This is a genomic window from Candidatus Odyssella thessalonicensis L13 (genome assembly GCF_000190415.1).
GTDB lineage: Bacteria > Pseudomonadota > Alphaproteobacteria > Paracaedibacterales > Paracaedibacteraceae > Paracaedibacter > Paracaedibacter thessalonicensis.
The window spans coordinates 175,407-194,304 of sequence record NZ_AEWF01000003.1; the positions used below are offsets into that span (position 1 = coordinate 175,407).

An 18,898-nucleotide genomic window follows, 5' to 3' on the forward strand; every position below is an offset into this window, starting at 1 on the left:
GCGTTAAAGCCCTCTTGTAAACTGACTCGCTTGCCTGAGAACCAAGTTAGCACAGCACCATTCTATCGCTATCAATATTATCGGAAAATAGTTGCATAATCTTTTCCAGCGTTAATTCTTTGCGCGCTTCGCCTTTAATATCATAAATTATGCCTCCAGCATGCATCATGATCGTTCTATTCCCAAAGTTTAAGGCTTGCTGCAGACTATGGGTAACCATAAGTGCCGTTAATTTCTTCTCGGTGATTAATTGCTGCGTTAAATCCATAATAAAAGCTGCTGTTTTAGGATCAAGCGCAGAAGTATGTTCATCCAGAAGTAAAATTTTGAGGGGACTTAGGGTTGCCATAAGCAAACTTATTGCCTGACGTTGCCCTCCCGATAGGGCAGACATCGAGGTATCTAAACGCTCTTCAAGGCCTAAATTTAAACCTTGTAACATTGCTCTATAAGTTAATTTGTCCTGCACGTTAAGCGCTCGTCGCAATCCTCGGGATGATCCTCTATAGGCAGCCAGGGCTAAGTTTTCTGCAATGGTTAACTCACCACAGGAACCTGCTAAAGGATCCTGAAAAACGCGGGCAACCACAGCAGCACGGCTTTGGGCAGGCAGCAAAGTGACATCCTGGTCATCAATAAATATTGAGCCCGAATCAGGAATGTATTCTCCAGAAATTGTATTTAACAGCGTAGATTTACCAGCGCCATTGCTACCGATAACCGTAATAAAATCTCCCTCATTAATCTGTAACCCTAAATCAACCAACGCCTTTTTCTCTCGTACCGTTTGGGGTGCAAAAGTTAAATTAATATCGTTCATGACAATCATTTTTGGGTCCCCTTTCTGAGAGTAGGTAAAATCATGGCGCCGGCCAGAATGACCGCTGTAATTAAGTTCAGATCCGTTGGTTCTAAGCCGATATCTCCCACATTCAAAGCCACAGCAAATAACAACTGATTAACGATAGCTCCGACCAGACAGGCAAATAATTGCAAAAATAGACGGTGCGAACTCAACAAAGTCTCGCCTAAAATTAAGCCAGTCAACCCCACAACAATAATACCAACGTTGATGTTAACATCTGCAAAACTATTCTCTTGAGCAAAAATAGAACCGGCTAAAGCTATCAAAGCATTAGAAAGGGCCAAACCCACTTGAATCATACGCCCATCTGCGATGCCATTTGCTCGTGCCATACGGGCATTATTACCGGTCGCGCGTAATGCTAAACCATAATGACTCGACAGAAAAAGGTAGAGAAGTATACTAATACCGCTCACCAATAAGACTAAAAGCGCAATCAGAGCATAAGATCCACCTAGAAAAGCAAAGGTAGGCTTTAACTTACTAATTAAGGTTTCTTGGCCTAAAATGCTAAGATTGGATTGGCCATGCATAACCCTAATATTGACTGAGTACAAAGCAGTCATGGTTATAATGCTCGCGATTAAATCTATAATTTTGAAACGGATCGACAACGTCGCTGTAACCCAGCCAGCCAAAGCGCCAGCCGCCAGGGCCGCTAAAGTGGCAAGAAATGGATCAATCTCAAGAGAGATTAGAGAAACCGTGACCGCAGCTCCCAAAGGAAAACTGCCCCCAACAGTTAAATCAGAAAATTTTAAAACTCGAAAAGACAAAAATATGCCGATCGCTACTAAGCTGTAAATAAGGCCAAGCTCAATGGCTCCGGTGAACTGTATAATATTCATTGAATTTCCTTTCCATTGGGCATGGGGTCAGTAGGGACACCAAGAGATTTCATTTTCTCAGGATTAATAGTAAGAGAGACCGAATCAGGATAAGTGACCGAGGTCGCATCAAAGATCGGGCCGGCAACTAATATTTTGTTAACCATATGCGCTGCTTGAATACCAATCCTATATTGATCAGGTCCTAAAACGGCAAGAGCACCACTTTTAATGAGATCAACGTCGCTGGCAAAAACAGGAATCTTAGCCTTATCAGCTACTCTTATCACGCAAGGAAAAGCCGCTAAAGCTGTATTATCGTTGTTAATAAAAAGGGCATCGACCGCCCCGACCAGTTTTTGGGTCGCCATGGCCACGTCAGCCGTCTTGACCGCTATTGCACACTGTAAATCAATCCCCTTTTCTTGGCAGGCTTGACGGGTTAAGGATAACAGCTTCTCCGAGTTAGCCTCACTTGGATTATAGATAATGCCTAATCTTTTAAGGCGAGGAAGAATTTCCTTTATAGCCGCAATTTGGCGTTCTACGTCAACAAAGTTAGAAACACCACAAGCTTTTCCTAGGAGCCCGGCTGAACGAGGATCAGTAACTGAAGCAAAAATGACAGGAATGGTAGCTTGTTGGCAAATTCTTACGGCAACTTGAGTCGGCATGGTGCCTAAAGTGACGATGGCTGCTACTTTTCGGCCGACAAATTTTTGCGTTAATTGGACTGCTGTCGCCATATCTCCCTGGGCAGAATACCAAGAGACTTTATAATCGGGGGCAAGTTTCTGAAGAGTCTCTATAAGCCCCTGCCGGGTGGCATCCAGGGCGGGGTGTTCAATAACTTGAATAATGCCAATCGTTTTGGCATACCCACTGGTAAAACTAAAAATTATGATAGCGGTGATGTATTTAATAAACGCGGATAGCATAATGATTCTCTCAACAAAGTAGTGTAAATAATATTACGTCTCATTTTTTGATAGGGGCGATGATGGCAATGCATATTATTCTCCTGTAATAACTTGAGCATTCTGAAGCAGATCAGCGGGAATGTTGATCTTCAATCGCGCTGCTGCTTGTTGGTTAATAGTAACTTGCGTTGCGCTGGCTTCAACAGCAGCGATGGACGAAGGATCCTCGCCTTTGAGAACGCGTACAGCTAACTTTCCGGCCTCTTGGCCAATTTGATATTGCGAAATTGCTGCACTGGCCAGACAGCCGCGCGCAACAGATTCAGGATCTGAAGCATACACAGGCATGTTAGGTAAATTATTTAGAACAATATTAAGACCAGAAATAATAGTATTGTCATTGGGAATGTATAAAGCGTCTACGGTGCCGTGGATACGCTTAGTAATAGCCACCAACTCCATCACCGAAGGACAAGGAAACAGAAAAATCTTGACCCCTTGAGCAGCGGCTTGCTTCTTAAATAACTCGACCAAGACAACGGAGTTAGGTTCACCAGGATTATACAGAACGCCGATTCTTTGTGCCGATGGCTGTAAAGTACGGATAAGTTTAATTTGTTCAGCAATCGGCGGTAAATCACTCACCCCCGTTATATTTTGGCCGCGCCGCGTTGCAGCATCAATAAGATGGGCAGCCACAGGATCGGAAACCCCGGCATAAACCACCGGAATATTTTGAGACAAGGCGGCCTTGTAAACCGTTTGGGCCGAGGGGGTCGTAATCGGAATAATTAGGGCTGGCTTTAAAGCAGCATATTTTTTAGCAATTTGCACGGCAGTGGAAATATTCCCCTGGGCAGTATCTGCCTGAAATTCGATCTCAAGACCAGAATTTTCTAACTCATCTTTTATGCCTTTTGCAATCAAATCAAGAGACGGATGAGGGGCAATTTTAGTTATTGCAATCAGATATTTTGCTTCAGCAGCACAAAAAATATTTAAGGTAAGGGTAAATAACGCGATAATAAGTTTAAACATTGAGGACCTACAAACATAACATTGGACAATAGACAACAACTCATCAACAACTGTGATGATGCCACCATCGCCATGCATGTAAGTAGGATAAACCTATCATTAAAATACTTTCTTTTTGGGTTGACCTTTAGTCATTCATAATTAGGATATAGGAGCTGAAATAATAAATGTCAAATATTTTTATCGCTCCACATTGTTCATCACTAAAATTGATTGAGGTATTCCTTTTTGCAGCGTCGGCAAATCTTTGACAAAGCGATCAATATCATTAATCAATCTCTCAATGAGTTTCTCATTATCTTTTAAAAGGTTATGGTGCCCTTCCTGATAAAGAATCTGTCGGCATTTAGGCATAATTGCACATAGTTCCCGTTGAGCATCCGGATCAACTAGATGATCTTTCGGAACAGTTACCATCAGCACAGGGATTAAAATACGTGACGTGAAATCATAATCTCTTATTAAATCACAAGATTCAAAAGCTGCAGCAAGCCAAGAAAAACTTGGGCCCCCCGTTGCCAAATTTTGATGCGAATTTAAATACACGCAATCGGCCAAGTATTTCTCCCGATCCCCATATTTTTCTGGATCAAAGCTAGCAATACAACGATCCAGATTAAATTGTTCGAATCCAAACACATAACTTTCTGCGCCGCCCACATTGCTCAACAGTGTTGCCATGGAACGCGCGATAAAATAGGGGTAATTCTGAGTATTGATATCAACCATCGGCGATAAAGCTATTAAACCATCAACCGCATTAGGGTGACTATAAATATAGCGTAAAGCAATATGGCCGCCCATAGAGTTTCCAACAATAATGACGGGCCGCGCAAACTCTTTTTGCTGTGCAAAGTAAACTTCTAAATCCTTAACGTAGTCATCAAAGCTGGTAATATGAAGCAAAGTTTGTTTTTTGGTCGCACGGCTTGAACCGCCTTGCCCGCGCCAATCAAGGGTAAAGACATCAAAGCCCAAGTTATTCATCCGTTGAGCAAAGTCAGTATATCCTTCGATAAATCCTCCCATCCCTTGTAAAAAGAAGAGAGTGCCACGTTTTTTGCCCGTAGCTTCCCACCTGGCCACCCGTATATTGAGATTATCATGGGTTTTCAGATAACCATAAATAGGCTCAGCTTTCACACCATTACAGTGAATGAGAACTAAACAAAAAAATAATTTTAGGAAGGTCTTAACCATTTCTTATTGAGTCTTAGTGCAAACTTTAATTAAGTCTAGCATAGATTTAGTTTTAGTAAAAAAGCAACAATTCTCAGGATACATAGATGAAACCATTACTTAAGAATGATGTCAATCAGTGGGGTGTTATTTCGAGAATTTTTCATTGGTTCATGGCGCTCTTAGTTATCGGGCAGCTTTATATAGGATTTACGATGACAGCTTTGGCTGCCTCGCCAGCTAAATACGATCTCTACAAGCTTCACAAATCTTTTGGGTTAATTGTCCTAAGTTTGGTTGGTCTCAGACTTCTCTGGCGCAGCCTATTCCCGACCCCAGCTTTGCCCAGTCAGGATATCCTTACTCGGTTAAGCGCACCTGTATTGTACTTAATGATGCTGATTATGCCTCTCTCGGGAATAATCATGACTCTTTCGGCGGGCTATCCTATCCCTTTATTTAATTGGCTTACTATACCTGCGTTTATTGAAAAAAACTTTGTGACGAGCAAGGGGGCCGCTTTAATACATAATCTGTGCGGCACAAGTTTTGTTGCATTGATTGGCTTGCATATGGGGGCAGCTTGCTACCATCAATGGGGGCGTAAAAATAATTTGTTAAGAAGAATGATTAAGGGGCAATAAAATGCTTGGCTGGTGGTCAAAGAGAAGGAAAACCCCTGATAACCTTAAACAGAACTGGATTATTGAGGGATTTAAAGAATGCCTCGATGGTTTTTTTGTTATCCAGAATAATGACTTTTTTATCTCTAACCGGCTAATTTCCATGCTGGGATATGAAGCTGAGAGCGATTTCTTAACTTCAGAAGAGGGGTGGAGGGAAATCATTTATCCCGAAGATCGCGCCCGCGTTATCCAATATATAGACATGAGGCGGAAAAGCACTAATAATCTTAAGAATCAAATAGAATGCCGCTTAAAACATCGTGCTGGCCATTTTATTAGCGTTTTAATTACGTCCTATATCTCTCCCACACCGAAGAGCCCTTATCCACTTATGGGCACGGTTGTCAATATAAACTCTTACCGGGTGTTGCAAGATCAACTGGAAAGAACCATTCAGGATGCAGAAAAAGCGTCCCAAACTAAAACAAAGTTTATCGCTTCTCTTAACCATGAATTACGCACACCCTTAAGTGGGATAATGGGTGTGGCCACACTATTACGCGAAACGCCCCTCGATGAAACGCAGCAAAAATATATCAACACAATATTATCGTCGACCCAGATGCTCCTCACCTTAGTGAATGACATCTTGGATGTTTCCAAGATCGCTTCTGGCAAGCTGGAACTCGAGAAGGTTGAATTTAGGCTTCACAATGTTATAGATGATATTTACAATATCTTGCATCCGTTAGCGGCTGCAAAGCAGCTGGCTTTTGACTGTGAAATTGATCAAGATGTACCGCAATATTTAATTGGCGATCAAGTGCGGCTTCAGCAGGTATTAGTTAACCTAATCAGCAATGCCATCAAGTTTACCAGCCAAGGAAAAATTAGTGTTTATGTTAAACTCTTTGAGGCAGCAAAAGACAAAGCCTCCTTACTTTTTAGAGTCGTTGACACCGGCATCGGCATACCAGCTGACGTTATTCTTAATCTTTTCCAGGACTTTACTCAAGCAAGCCCTTCTACAGTAAGAACGCATGGGGGCACCGGTTTAGGGTTGTCAATTTGCAAGAAACTGGTAACCCTAATGGGAGGCGATATTGGTGTTCAAAGTAGCTTAGGTAAGGGGAGCACCTTCTGGTTCACAGTTATTTTTCCTTTGGTAACTGACACACCTTTATCTGTTTTATCTGCCCAGGAGAGTGAAAATCTTCCCACCTTAAATATTCTGGTTGCAGAGGACCATCCTATTAACCAGCAAGCTATCAAAGGCATTCTGACAAATTTAGGCCAAAAAGTAACCATAGCTAATAACGGCCAAGAAGCACTTCAGTTATTTGATAAAGATAGCTTTGATATGGTGTTTCTTGATATTAACATGCCTGAAATGGATGGGTTACAAACAAATAAACGCTTAAGAAATAAAGAGATAGGAAGAAATCTACCTATTATTGCCTTCACTGCAGATACAATTACCACTTCACCAGAAGAATTTAAAAGCCTGGGATTTGATGATATTGCTAGTAAGCCCATTAATAAGGCTCAGCTCATTCAACTGATTACTAAGTATTCGTCTATACTGCCTGCCCAATCGCCCGAGAACGAACCAATCCAAATAGCGCACGAGTCCATAGCTGCTGATAATAAAGCATTAAATGACGGATTTATTTATAGTCTCTTAAATGAGATTGGCAAGGAACCCTTAACGAAGATGCTGATCACTTATAAAACAGAAGCGCAAGAGCTAATAAATCAATTGAGAACAGAAGAAAATATAGAAGAATCTTATAAACTCGCCCATACCTTAGCGGGTATTTCTGAAAATCTGGGTGTCCAAGAAATTGGAAAGATCGCCCGCTCGATAATGGTGATCCTTAAAAAGGAACAAAACCGCCCGTTAGATTTAATAAATAAAATATATGATAAATTCCCTCTATCAACTAGCGATATAGATTCAATTATTGATAAATTCTAGGTTTAATTCAAAATGTTGTTCCCCATCCAAAACTATGATAATATTTGGAAAATGCAAATACTGGGTGCATAAAAAGCATCTTTGAAAAAGAAAGGTCAGTCAATGACTTATGTTGTCACCGACTCTTGCGTGCGTTGCAAATTTATGGATTGTGTAGAAGTTTGCCCAGTAGACTGTTTCTACGAAGGCGAGAATATGCTCGTTATCAATCCTGATGAATGTATTGATTGCGGGGTTTGTGAGCCTGAATGCCCTGCAGAAGCGATTCAACCTGATAGCGCCGATAATATCGAAAGATGGGTTGAAATCAATCGACAATATGCTGCCCTATGGCCAAACATCAATCGTAAAGGCGAAGAACCAACAGACGCCCGCGAATGGCTAGGCGTAAAGAATAAATTTGAGCAGCATTTTTCCAAAAGCCCCGGTAAAGGGAGCTGAGTAACAAACAAGCAGCCAAATGCCTGTTTATTCTGCTATATATAAAAATTTAGGAGATAATCCATGGAAAATGAAAACTTTAATGTGGGTCAATATGTGATCTATCCAAGTCACGGCCTAGGACAAATTGTCGCTTATGAAGATCAAGAAGTCGCTGGCTTTAAAATCGAGTTAATTGTTATCTCTTTTGAAAAAGATAAAATGTTGATGCGTATTCCGCTCGCCCGCGCCAAAGCGTCCGGATTAAGAGCCTTATCGACCCATGCCGAAATGCATAAAGCTTTAGAAACTCTTCGCTCTAAGATCCGTCCTAAAAAAGTGCTATGGAGCCGCCGCGCCCAAGAGTATGAAAACAAGATTAATTCAGGAAATCCGATTTTTCTTGCCGAAGTTATCCGAGATCTATATAAATCTGATGTGAAGTCAGATCAATCTTATAGTGAACGTCAAATCTATCAAGCCGCGGTAGAACGCTTTGCTCGAGAACTGGCTGCCATTGAGAGTATTGATCAAGAGACAGCATTAGAAAAAGTTGAAGAACTTTTAAGAGCTGCTTAGATCTGACGCTCTGCTAACCTCGAGTAGGTCTATATTATTCCACAAGCTGGATATACCTAATAATTAATAAGGTAAAGGCTAATCCTTTTACTTTTAGCTGTAGTATAAATCAGAAGCTATAACTTTTCCCCCAATCTGCTTCGTAGCTCTGATTAAACAGTCTACCATTCTTTTGCCATCTGTATTTTTTATAATTTACTCTTTTTCTGATAATAGTTATTATGGCAGCTTAGCCGCTGGCAAAAATTGTGTTGAACCTGTTCGCATATATTATTCCCCGACTTGCACACAAATGCTTTAGCAGAACAGTTTTTAAAGCGAAGATATTCGCTGATAATTCGCCACCACGAAATTGACTCTTATTTAAGTTTTGCTGAGAATTTTGATAATCGGTTGATCAAGTTAATGTATGAAACCGCCGGTAAGCGAAATAAACTGTTCTTAGATAAAATTTGGAAGAAATGACATCACTCGCGCTGGTCCCTGTTTAAAATCTTTGGATAGAGTTTTTCTGACAAGCCCAGTTATTCTTCTGTTCTTGCCGTCGTCCACAAGGGATTTTTTAAGGTAGCGACAAATTGCTTGTGAAGTTCAAGTTCTGTTTCACTTAAGGAGAAGCGTCGTGACGGTCGTGGCGGACGGTTACGGTAATGCTCTATGGTACTGGACATGGAGATCTGATCCCGCATGGAGGCCTCTTCTTGCTTAAATGAGAAAGCGACTTGACGTCCCCCACGTAATTCAAGATACACAGAGGCTAACAACTCAGCATCCAATAAGGCGCCATGTTTGACGCGGGCTGATAAATCAATGCCAAAGCGTCGACATAAAGCGTCAAGCGAAGCGGGGGAGCCAGGATATTTCTGTCTGGCGAGTTGCACCGTATCAATGGTCCGAATGAGAGGCAAAGGATGACGACACAACCGTTCTAATTCCGCATTAATAAATCCCATGTCAAAAGCCGCATTGTGGATAACTAAAGGCGAATCTTGGATGAACTCTAGAAAATCATCCACCACATGAACAAATAAAGGCTTATCATATAAAAATTCGGTTGTAATACCACTTACCTGTGAAGCCCCAGGCGGTACATCGCGCTGCGGATTAACATAAGTATGATACGTCCGTCCTGTTGGCAATAAATTGTGAAGCTCCACACATCCTATTTCAATAATCCGATCTCCTGTTTTGGGATTAAAACCGGTGGTTTCGGTATCGAGAACAATTTCTCTCATTGGAATTTCCTTACAACTATTTCCATAAACTGTGTCCAGGTTTGATAATGATTTAGGCCTGACTGGATAACAATATCAGCACGCTGTTGCTTGTCTTTTTGGCGCCACTGCTTAGAGAGTAAATGATCCATCAGCGGCTGGGTCATCCCTGGTCGCTTTAAAATTCGTTGCCGTTGTAACCAATCAGGACAGGCAACGGTAATAGTTATATCACATAAGTGCTGTAAATTCTTCTCAAAGAGTAACGGAATATCTAAAACGCCAACAGGCTTACCCATATGGCGTATTTTTTTAAAAAATTTCTGCCGGCTTTCTGCTAGCCGCGGATAAAGCACAGATTCAAGTTTTACAAGTCCTGTAGGATCCTCAATAACTGCTTGCCTCAATACGCGGCGATCTAATCCTGTCACTGTTCGTGCCTGAGGAAACAGGAATGCAATAATTTCCATTGTCTTTGGATCCTGGTAAAGCTTTTGCACTTCTGCATCCGCATCCCACACCGGCCACTTAAGGAGACGACGGATACGATGGGTTAAGCTTGATTTGCCACTGGCCATGGAGCCAGTAATCCCTAAAATAATCATTTAAGATGTTCCCTTATTTCGTCAAGGTTTGGCATAATATTCCACCAACGTTTGAAACTGTGCCGAGCTTGACGAATCAAAATCTCCAATCCATCACAAATAAAATGTCCTCCCTGCTTGGCAAGATTAATGAGGGGGGTTCGCACCGGTTGGTAAACCATGTCGATGACCAGACAGGGATGCGACGGTAGAAATTCTACAGGGCAACCCTGATTATTTAAACCCAGAGGTGTCGCATTGATAAGAATATTCACCTCTTGCAGGTGGTGATGGCGATCCTGCCACGACACTTCAAGCTCCTGACGCGGTAAACGACTACACATAAATGCTGTCACATTGAGTTCTTTTAAAGCAAATAATGCTGCCTTAGCAGCGCCACCTCCCCCAAAAATCATTGCTTTTTGGCGGTTGGGGAAGTCTTGTATGACCTCTTTGATCGCTAAGTAATCTGTATTGTCGCCAATCAGCTGGCCCTTAGACTCAAAAAATGTATTTACAGCCCCAATGGCTTGAGCTACTGGGGTCAACTGATGCAAATAAGGAATAATTTTTTCTTTATAGGGGGTGGTAACATTTCCCCCCTCATAATGAGCAAGAAGGGCTGCAAAATCCACTGGATGCTGATCGATTATCTCATAGCTGCCGGGTAATCCATAATGGCTTATCCAATAGTGATGGATTTTAGGAGAAAGGGAATAGGAGATATTATGGCCAATAACTGCCAACTTCATTTTATAAGAATTCCTTGCCGCCTCAGTTCTTCCATTAAGGGTAAAAGGGGCAGCCCCATAATGGTAAACATATCGCCTTCAATAGATTCAAAAAGCTGTGCTCCCAGACCTTCCACTTGATAACAGCCCACCGAGCGAAGTAAATTATCCCCTAAGCGTTCCATATAAAATTTGATAAATTCGTCGGAAAAATTACGGCATCGGAGCGTGGTGATGACAACTGTTGACCAGATTTCCTTCCCCTCGCGGTAGAGAACACATCCCGAAACTAACTGGTGCGGTTTGCCACGTAAGAAACTGAGCTGTTCTTTAGCTTCTTCACGGGTTTTGGCTTTATCAAACCATTGCCCTTCACAGATAAGCATTTGATCAGCAGCAATAATGTAGTCAGTTTGATAGCGAGAGGTAACCGCCATAGCCTTGGCAATGGCCAGTTCTAAGGCCGTTTGTTCGATGGACCAATTCTTTTCTTTTGCCACCGCCTTTATTGTATCCTCATTAACATCTGACGGTACAGCAATAAACTCAATACCCACCTGCGAGAGAATTTGTGCACGTGAGATACTCTGGGAAGCCAAGATTAAATTTGGGCTGTGGATAATTCTGTTCATAACTGCATTAACCTTCCTGCAAACATAGTGGATAACTGTTTAAATGGGGCATACTTATCTAAAAGCTGTGTATAACTATGCCAGTTATAGAGATGTTTCCCAAGTAATTTTCATCCAAACTCTAAAACAATTCACATTTGTGGAGAAGAATGAAAACTATCCCCATTATTCACATAGTTATCCACAGAATGTGTGTGATAAAGTGTCACGTCAAGCTTTGATTTTCCAAGAATTTCAGTTAGGTTTATCAAAGATAGCATTGTGGATAACTTGAAGATGTGGATAAGTTAGGGATAATTAATAATCCACATAATTCACAGGAATCCACTACTACTACATCTTATTTAAATACATATTATAGTTATTAATGCAGAACCGTCTTTTAAAAACCCTTAAGGGTCACATTTTCACCATTCCCCCCCTTTGGATGATGCGTCAAGCAGGGCGTTATTTACCTGAATACCGCGCTGTAAGAGAACAAGCCGGAAGCTTTTGGAATTTATGTTTTAATCCAGAATTGGCTTGCGAAGTTACTTTACAACCCATACGCCGGTTTGATTACGATGCGGCTATTATATTTAGCGATATTCTGGTAATTCCCAAAGCCATGGGCCAAACGGTTGATTTTGCGCCTAATCATGGCCCGCTTTTAGGGGAGCTTAATCACGAGCAAATCCATAGCTTTTGTAACTGGTCTGATTTTGATGCTCAGCTTATGCCTGTCTATGAAGCAATCAAGTTGACGCGAAATGCTTTAGATCCTTCAAAAGATCTTATTGGATTCGCCGGTTCGCCTTGGACGATTGCTACCTATATGATTGATGGGGGTAAAGGCCATGAGTTTTCCCAAAGCCGGCAGGTATTAAGATCTGTAGAGGTCTTAGCACCGCTTTTACAAAGTCTTACATGCGCCATTACGCGTCATCTTGTTAATCAAGTTCGGGCCGGTGCCACTGCTGTACAAGTGTTTGATTCTTGGGCTGCACTTGTGCCTGCCGAATTACGCGAACAAGTGTTATTTGCGCCGCTGCGGGAAATTGTGACACAAGTACGGCAGCAAATGGGGGACGTTCCGATAATATATTTTGGCCGGGGCATCGCAGAATCCTATTTAGAACTAGCGCCCCAGGATTTGAATATTGCCTTAGGGGTTGATCAACACGCTAACTTAGAAGAATTAGATAGAATCTTACCGCCCAAAATTCCTCTCCAGGGTAATCTGGACCCAGAAATCCTGATCCACGGCGGGGAAGAGTTAGAAATTGCAGTCCAAAAGATTTTAAATATTGCCAACAACCGACCCTTTGTGTTCAATTTAGGGCATGGTATTTTACCGCAAACACCGATTTCGCATGTGGAAAAGGTATGTAAGCTTGTAAGACGAGGATCATGAGACGAAAAAAGTTAGCAGTGGTGTTGATGAATCTGGGGGGACCAGATAGTCTGCAAAATGTCCGTCCTTTTCTTTCCAATTTGTTTTCCGATCCAGCAATTATTGGGCTTCCTAACCCCTTCCGTTACCTGGTTGCCAAGTTGATCTCACGGCGACGGGAAAAAAAGGCGCAAGAAATTTATAGAAAACTAGGGGGACAGTCACCCTTACTGGAAAACACCCAAGCTCAGCAGCAAGCTCTTGAGGGCTTGTTGCACAATTTGCTGCCTGACTGGGAGTGTCGTGTCTTTATTGCCATGCGGTATTGGCATCCATTATCCGCTCAGACATGGGAAAATGTGCAAACTTGGGGGGCAGATCAGATTGTGGCCTTGCCATTATACCCTCAATTTTCGACAACAACCACCGCCTCAAGCTTAAAATTATGGCGTCAGCTCGCTCCTGACACCCTCACCCTGCAGCAGGGATGTTATTTTCAAGATCCTGGTTTTATCACGGCTTATCAAGACCTAATTGATCAGGAAATCAAAGCAGCACCCTCTCAGGTCAAGCTACGGCTTCTATTTTCGGCCCATGGCATACCTCAGAAATTGGTCGACAATGGGGATCCTTATCAGTGGCAAGTGGAGCAGAGTGTTGCTGCAATAATGGCTAACTTTGAGATTGATCATCGTATCTGCTATCAGAGCCGAGTTGGGCCGTTAAAGTGGTTGAACCCGAGCTTAGAGGCAGAAATAGAACAGGCAGCTCAGGAAAAAGTTGGCATTATCATTGTCCCCATTACCTTTGTTTCTGAACATTCCGAAACTCTCGTAGAATTGGATATGGATTTTAAGGAAAAATCTTCAGAGTTAGGGATTCCTTTTTATGGGCGTGTTGCGACTGTTGGCACTCATCCCGAGTTTATTGCTGGGCTGGCACGCTTAGTTAAGGCTCGCGTGGAGACGCAACTGTCTTATCAAGCAAGCCTGTGTCCGCCTGAATTTAAATACTGTGGGTGCCGAGGATGACTGAATTTCTTATTGAATACTGGTTATGGATTAAAAGTTTCCATATTTTTGCCATTATAGCGTGGATGGCTGGGCTATTTTATTTACCGCGATTATTTGTTTACCACAGTAAAACTAAGCGGGGAACTGAGCTTCATGAAACCTTTCTAGTGATGGAAGATAAGCTTTATCGCTTCATCATGCAGCCAGCCATGTTTTTTTCCTTGACATCGGGGGGAATTCTTGCCACGATTGGTGATACATGGCACATGCCGTGGCTACATGTCAAATTATTATCAATCACTTTTCTGTTGGTCTTTCATTTTTTACTTCGAAGCTGGCATAATGACTTCAAGTGTGGAAAATTCTGCCGAAGTGAGCGCTTCTATAGACTTATCAATGAGCTACCAACGTTATTGCTGGCGATAATCATAATTTGCGTAGTGATCAAACCTTTTTAACCTATTCAGGAATTCTTTATGCATCTTCAAGAACTTAAACGTCAGTCACCCGCTGAATTATTAGCAAAAGCCGAAGAGTTGGAAATCGAAAATGCAAGCGCGATGCGTAAGCAAGACTTAGTTTTTGCAATCTTAAAAAAGCTCGCAGACAAGGATGTTGCGATTTTCGGTGATGGCGTTGTAGAAATTTTACAGGATGGGTTTGGATTTCTTCGTTCTCCTGAAGCAAATTATCTGCCCGGCCCCGATGATATTTACGTTTCCCCCAGCCAAGTCCGTCGTTTTGGTTTAAGGACCGGTGATACGGTCGAAGGACAAATTCGTGCTCCTAAAGAAGGTGAGCGCTACTTTGCTCTGCTCAAAGTCAATAAAATTAACTTTGAAGAGCCTGAAAACATTAAATATCGCATCAATTTTGATAACTTAACGCCGCTTTATCCTGATGAACGTATAAAGCTGGAAATGGAATTACCGCCTAAATCGGGTGGTAACAATGATCTGTCGCAGCGCGTCATTGATTTGGTCGCCCCCTTAGGCAAGGGGCAGCGTGCGCTTGTGGTCGCGCCGCCGCGCACCGGTAAAACGGTTATGTTGCAAAATATTGCCCATGCCATTACCACCAATCATCCTGAAGTATATTTAATCGTTTTACTGATTGATGAACGGCCTGAAGAAGTAACGGATATGGCCCGCTCAGTTAAAGGCGAAGTGGTGTCGTCGACTTTTGATGAGCCGGCGGCTCGCCACGTGCAAGTGGCAGAGATGGTTATTGAAAAAGCCAAGCGCTTAGTTGAGCAAAAACGGGATGTGGTAATTCTTTTAGACTCCATAACACGCCTAGCGCGGGCCTACAACACCGTTGTCCCCTCTTCGGGTAAGGTGTTGACCGGCGGCGTCGATGCGAACGCTCTACAGCGCCCTAAACGCTTTTTTGGTGCTGCTCGTAATATCGAGGAAGGGGGATCCTTAACAATTATTGCCACCGCCCTTATTGAAACCGGCTCGCGGATGGATGAAGTCATCTTTGAAGAATTTAAAGGAACGGGTAACGCGGAAATTGTTATGGATCGCAAATTATCCGACAAGCGTGTCTTCCCGGCTATTGATATCAACAAGTCCGGAACCCGTAAAGAAGAGTTATTGGTGGCTGATAAAGCAGAGCTCACGAAGATGTGGGTATTGCGCCGGATTCTCAATCCTATGGGAACGGTGGAAGCCATGGAATTCTTGGTTGATAAGCTTAAATTCAGCAAGAATAATGCTGATTTCTTCCAATCTATGAACTCCTAAAAGTATTATCTAGCTTTAGAGCAGGCTCAAATCGAGAAGATTTAAGCCTGTTTTTTATTGATCCCAATTTTCAGAAGCTTCCTGAGTTCGCTTTTAAGGGTGCTCTTAAAACCGAATTATCCTGTAATTTCCTGCTGATAAGGCAGCCCTCACCATCCTCTTCATTTTAATAGTCTGGTTTTCCCAACAGGCGGAGTCATCTATTATATCAAATTCTTAAACCCGTAAAGGTTATGGGTTATAAAATTTTTATTAGGAAATTGTAAACTTTTATAAAATCCTGGTGGACTATTAATATTTAAATATACTTAAATGTAAAGGCATCTCAATTATCTATGAAGTAATTATGAAAGTTATCAAGAATATAGCCACTCTTGTGGCTTCAAACCTTTGGTCTTGTTTAGCAATAGAATATCCGGCTCAAGAATCGCTGCATAATTTAACGCTGATGGATATGCCGACAGAAATGTTAGTCAGAATCTTAGAGCTCACCCCTGATGACGAGCTCTTAGGGGTACGGCAAGTTTGTCGAGAGTGGAATGGCTTAGTCTTATATGGCCACAAGGTCTGTAAGAATTATAAGGGGAAACCCCAGCAAAGAATGCTACAAAATTTGAGGAGCTGACCGCAACCATACAGCTTAATTTAAAGAATAATTCTCCCCAGGAAGCGGCGACAGCCTACTTTTTATTAGGAGATATCTACTTGTACGGTATTAGTAAGGGGCGGCCTAAGTACGAGGAAGCTCTCTACTATTATGAGGAAGCGCACAATCAGTCCTTTGGAGCAGCATCTCTAAGGTTAGCTATAATGTACGAGGACGGGCTAGGAATAGTCCCCGCAGATAAACAAAGAATTGCAGAACTTTATGAAAATGCTGGATGTACGGGATATGCATCTGCATGTCTTTTGCTGGGTGAGATGTATCAGGCGCACGCAAGTGTTCCCCAAGACTATGAAAGAGCCATTGCTCTTTACGAAAAGGCAGCCGCTAGAAAAAACTCTGAGGCACTTTCCAATTTGGGTATGCTGCATTACGCAGGTATAGGTGTCCCTAAAGACTATGTGAAAGCTGCAAAGCTATTGGAGGAGGCAGCTGCTCAAAGTCACCCCCCTTCTCAAGTCAGTTTGGGAGCAATGCTTCACGAAGGAATAGGGATTTTTAGGGACTATAAAAGAGCCGCAGAGCTATTTGAAAAAGCAGCCGCTGTAGAGCATCCTGGTGGTCAATATTATTTAGGCCTCATGTATCAGCGTGGAACCTGGGTTCCTCAAGATTATAGGAAAGCTTTAGAATTAATAGAAAAGGCGGCAGCTCAGGGCCTTGCGGAAGCTAAGAATTATTTAGGTCTCTTGTATGAAAAAGGTGAACTAGTCCCCCAAGACAGTAATAAAGCTCTAGAATACTATGAAGAGGCAGCAGCGCAAGGAGAGGCTGATGCTCAGTTTAATTTAGGGGTGAGCTATATGATGGGAAAAGGAATGTCTCAGGACTATACGAAAGCTGCAGAACTTTTTGCAGAGGCAGCAAAACAAGGGCTTGCTACTGCTCAGTTTAACTTAGGAGTGATGTACAGGCTGGGGCAAGGGGTCCCTCAAGATAATAAAAAAGCTTTAGAATTATTTGAGGAAGCAGCCGCTCAGGGTGTTGCTATTGCTCAGTTTAATGTAGGGATGATGTATATGCTGGGGGAAGGGGGCCCTCCAGATGATAACAAAGCTATAAAACTATTTAGAAAGGCAGTCTTCCAAGGTGAGGCCGCTGCTGTCAATGCTCTAGGTTGGATGTATGAGCTGGGCCGTGGTGTTGAAAAGGATGAGGGCAAGGCTGTTTCTTATTACAAAAAAGCAGCTAACCAGAACTGTGCTTGTGGAATATTAAATCTGGCTTATTGCTTAGAACATGGGATTGGAATAGCTGTTGATACGATGAGAGCGGCGGATCTCTATGCCAGCATCGATGACGCCACTAAATTAGAATGGCGCCAGGCGCGAGGGTTAGAGAACTCAACCGCCAGCAGTTAATTATAGGAGTCAACTCGAGCGAGAAAATAGGTCTCCTCAAAAGCAGTTGAGACAATACTCAGGAAGATCCTTCTCAAAGTCCGCTAACAGCAAGTATGCACTGAGGCATTGTGTAACTTTAGCTAATAGCTTAAAAAGGCTTAACTAAGAAGAGGGGGTTAATCCTCTCCTTTAATGGAGCGCCGCATTTCTTGTAAGCGTCGGGCGAGCACGTCTCTTAGATCACTGTCTTGGTAAAGTGGCTTGTCCTTAAGCATCCGCTCAGCCACTGGCTTCAATTTAATTGATCCCTTTTTAATCTCGCTTAACACATCCGGTGACAATGAGGAAGTTCCCGATTTTGTCAGTTTGGGCGGAACCTTTTGCTCACCGATAGGACCGCGGAGCTGAATCAACCCAATACCTTTTTTCTCAGATTTCAATGGAGCGGTATTGATTAAATTGCTAGGTGCTTTCGGTGCAACAGGTGCGACTGGAATCAGATAAGCCGGGGGTGCTACGGGCGGCGGCGGCGGTGGAATGATTGCCTTTGCCAGCTCTGCTTCAATCTGGCGCTGTTGATCTTCTACTAAGCGGGCCCGTTCAGAAGCTTGGGCGTAATCATGATGATAATCTTTATTCAGTTTGATTCCCAAATTTCCAGCAACCACTTCGAAAGCTAAGGTTGCATGGTACTGCGGGGGAGTATTGCTCCAGACATGTAAGCGCGATTTCGGGGCATTGGCATAATCTATTTGCAGGCAATCCAACTGATACTCAAAGTACTGAGATAAGATGACTAAGGCTGCTTTCTTATTGTTCAGTAATGTTGCCAAAAGAAATTGATGAAAATGACTGATGCGCGTGGTGACTTCTTGCTCCAGGGGGGAACTGGGATCCCGCCAAAAATGGGCAGCGATGTCACGGATTTGCCGCCAGTCATCTTTGTGATATTGCTCTAAGGTCGCATCAATGGCATTGCTGACCATCTTCTGAAGGATTTGCTCATTTGTTTGGGGGTCTGCGCTTAAACTCGACTGAATAAAGAGAGAGACAAGACCCAGATACAGGAGTTTTCTCATTTTTCACTCCTAATAGGTAAGAAGTATAAAACCAGTATTCATTAAAAAAGTTAATTTTTCGTTAATTTCTTAAGGGATTATTAGTA

At 42.6% G+C, this 18,898-nt stretch carries 20 protein-coding genes; 10 read left to right on the forward strand and 10 right to left on the reverse strand.

What is annotated here, in order from left to right:
• Positions 1 to 46: 46 nt before the first annotated feature.
• From HMO_RS0106220 to HMO_RS0106240, 5 genes are all read right to left on the reverse strand, one after another.
• The gene (locus tag HMO_RS0106220; RefSeq protein ID WP_010300084.1) at positions 47 to 829 is read right to left on the reverse strand and encodes an ABC transporter ATP-binding protein; all 783 of its coding nucleotides are present in this window, start codon (positions 827 to 829) and stop codon (positions 47 to 49) included.
• Complete coding sequence (locus HMO_RS0106225) at positions 826 to 1,713, reverse strand: ABC transporter permease (protein ID WP_010300086.1); 888 nt, start codon at positions 1,711 to 1,713, stop codon at positions 826 to 828. Before HMO_RS0106225 ends, HMO_RS0106220 begins: the two co-directional genes overlap by 4 nt.
• The gene (locus HMO_RS14040; RefSeq protein WP_010300088.1) at positions 1,710 to 2,630 is read right to left on the reverse strand and encodes an ABC transporter substrate-binding protein; all 921 of its coding nucleotides are present in this window, start codon (positions 2,628 to 2,630) and stop codon (positions 1,710 to 1,712) included. The genes HMO_RS0106225 and HMO_RS14040 overlap by 4 nt, the downstream gene beginning before the upstream one ends.
• A gap of 75 nt (positions 2,631 to 2,705) precedes the next feature.
• A complete protein-coding gene (locus HMO_RS0106235; protein WP_010300089.1) occupies positions 2,706 to 3,728 on the reverse strand; it encodes an ABC transporter substrate-binding protein in 1,023 nt (340 codons plus the stop codon).
• A 102-nt stretch (positions 3,729 to 3,830) separates the two neighbouring features.
• Entirely contained in the window at positions 3,831 to 4,850 is a 1,020-nt protein-coding gene (locus tag HMO_RS0106240) for an alpha/beta hydrolase (protein ID WP_010300090.1), read from the reverse strand.
• A gap of 86 nt (positions 4,851 to 4,936) precedes the next feature.
• Between HMO_RS0106240 and HMO_RS0106245 the strand changes: the two genes are divergently transcribed.
• From HMO_RS0106245 to HMO_RS0106260, 4 genes are all read left to right on the forward strand, one after another.
• Positions 4,937 to 5,473, forward strand: a complete 537-nt coding sequence (locus tag HMO_RS0106245) for a cytochrome b (RefSeq protein WP_010300091.1) — start codon at positions 4,937 to 4,939, stop codon at positions 5,471 to 5,473.
• Between the two features lies 1 nt (position 5,474).
• On the forward strand, positions 5,475 to 7,433 hold the full coding sequence (locus HMO_RS15535; protein WP_010300093.1) for a PAS domain-containing hybrid sensor histidine kinase/response regulator: 1,959 nt from the start codon (positions 5,475 to 5,477) through the stop codon (positions 7,431 to 7,433).
• A gap of 102 nt (positions 7,434 to 7,535) precedes the next feature.
• Entirely contained in the window at positions 7,536 to 7,874 is a 339-nt protein-coding gene (fdxA, locus tag HMO_RS0106255) for a ferredoxin FdxA (RefSeq protein ID WP_010300095.1), read from the forward strand.
• A gap of 63 nt (positions 7,875 to 7,937) precedes the next feature.
• Entirely contained in the window at positions 7,938 to 8,432 is a 495-nt protein-coding gene (locus HMO_RS0106260; protein ID WP_010300097.1) for a CarD family transcriptional regulator, read from the forward strand.
• 524 nt (positions 8,433 to 8,956) lie between these two features.
• Here HMO_RS0106260 and dnaQ read toward each other — a convergent pair.
• From dnaQ to HMO_RS0106280, 4 genes are read right to left on the reverse strand one after another with little or no spacing between them, the layout of a single operon-like run.
• A complete protein-coding gene (gene dnaQ / locus HMO_RS0106265) occupies positions 8,957 to 9,667 on the reverse strand; it encodes a DNA polymerase III subunit epsilon (RefSeq protein ID WP_010300099.1) in 711 nt (236 codons plus the stop codon).
• Positions 9,664 to 10,251, reverse strand: a complete 588-nt coding sequence (coaE, locus tag HMO_RS0106270; protein WP_010300100.1) for a dephospho-CoA kinase — start codon at positions 10,249 to 10,251, stop codon at positions 9,664 to 9,666. Before coaE ends, dnaQ begins: the two co-directional genes overlap by 4 nt.
• The gene (locus tag HMO_RS0106275) at positions 10,248 to 10,982 is read right to left on the reverse strand and encodes a shikimate dehydrogenase family protein (protein ID WP_010300102.1); all 735 of its coding nucleotides are present in this window, start codon (positions 10,980 to 10,982) and stop codon (positions 10,248 to 10,250) included. Before HMO_RS0106275 ends, coaE begins: the two co-directional genes overlap by 4 nt.
• Positions 10,979 to 11,593, reverse strand: a complete 615-nt coding sequence (locus tag HMO_RS0106280; protein WP_010300104.1) for a Maf family protein — start codon at positions 11,591 to 11,593, stop codon at positions 10,979 to 10,981. Before HMO_RS0106280 ends, HMO_RS0106275 begins: the two co-directional genes overlap by 4 nt.
• A gap of 367 nt (positions 11,594 to 11,960) precedes the next feature.
• Here HMO_RS0106280 and hemE point away from each other — a divergent pair, with 367 nt between their 5' ends.
• From hemE to HMO_RS17235, 6 genes are all read left to right on the forward strand, one after another.
• Positions 11,961 to 12,986 carry a uroporphyrinogen decarboxylase gene (gene hemE, locus HMO_RS0106290; protein ID WP_010300109.1) on the forward strand — a complete coding sequence of 342 codons (1,026 nt, stop codon included), beginning with the start codon at positions 11,961 to 11,963 and terminating at the stop codon, positions 12,984 to 12,986.
• Positions 12,983 to 13,996, forward strand: coding sequence for a ferrochelatase (gene hemH, locus HMO_RS0106295; RefSeq protein WP_010300111.1), 1,014 nt, complete (start codon positions 12,983 to 12,985; stop codon positions 13,994 to 13,996). Before hemE ends, hemH begins: the two co-directional genes overlap by 4 nt.
• Positions 13,993 to 14,436, forward strand: a complete 444-nt coding sequence (gene hemJ, locus HMO_RS0106300) for a protoporphyrinogen oxidase HemJ (protein WP_010300112.1) — start codon at positions 13,993 to 13,995, stop codon at positions 14,434 to 14,436. Before hemH ends, hemJ begins: the two co-directional genes overlap by 4 nt.
• An 18-nt stretch (positions 14,437 to 14,454) precedes the next feature.
• Positions 14,455 to 15,726 (forward strand): transcription termination factor Rho, encoded by a 1,272-nt coding sequence (gene rho, locus HMO_RS0106305; RefSeq protein ID WP_010300114.1) that lies wholly within the window; start codon positions 14,455 to 14,457, stop codon positions 15,724 to 15,726.
• A gap of 346 nt (positions 15,727 to 16,072) precedes the next feature.
• The gene (locus HMO_RS0106310) at positions 16,073 to 16,351 is read left to right on the forward strand and encodes an F-box protein (RefSeq protein WP_010300117.1); all 279 of its coding nucleotides are present in this window, start codon (positions 16,073 to 16,075) and stop codon (positions 16,349 to 16,351) included.
• Positions 16,352 to 16,359: 8 nt separating this feature from the next.
• Positions 16,360 to 17,751 carry an SEL1-like repeat protein gene (locus HMO_RS17235; protein WP_280956249.1) on the forward strand — a complete coding sequence of 464 codons (1,392 nt, stop codon included), beginning with the start codon at positions 16,360 to 16,362 and terminating at the stop codon, positions 17,749 to 17,751.
• Positions 17,752 to 17,909: 158 nt separating this feature from the next.
• On the opposite strand, the gene HMO_RS0106320 is transcribed toward HMO_RS17235, so the two are convergent.
• A complete protein-coding gene (locus tag HMO_RS0106320) occupies positions 17,910 to 18,812 on the reverse strand; it encodes a hypothetical protein (RefSeq protein ID WP_010300123.1) in 903 nt (300 codons plus the stop codon).
• Positions 18,813 to 18,898 lie beyond the last annotated feature (86 nt).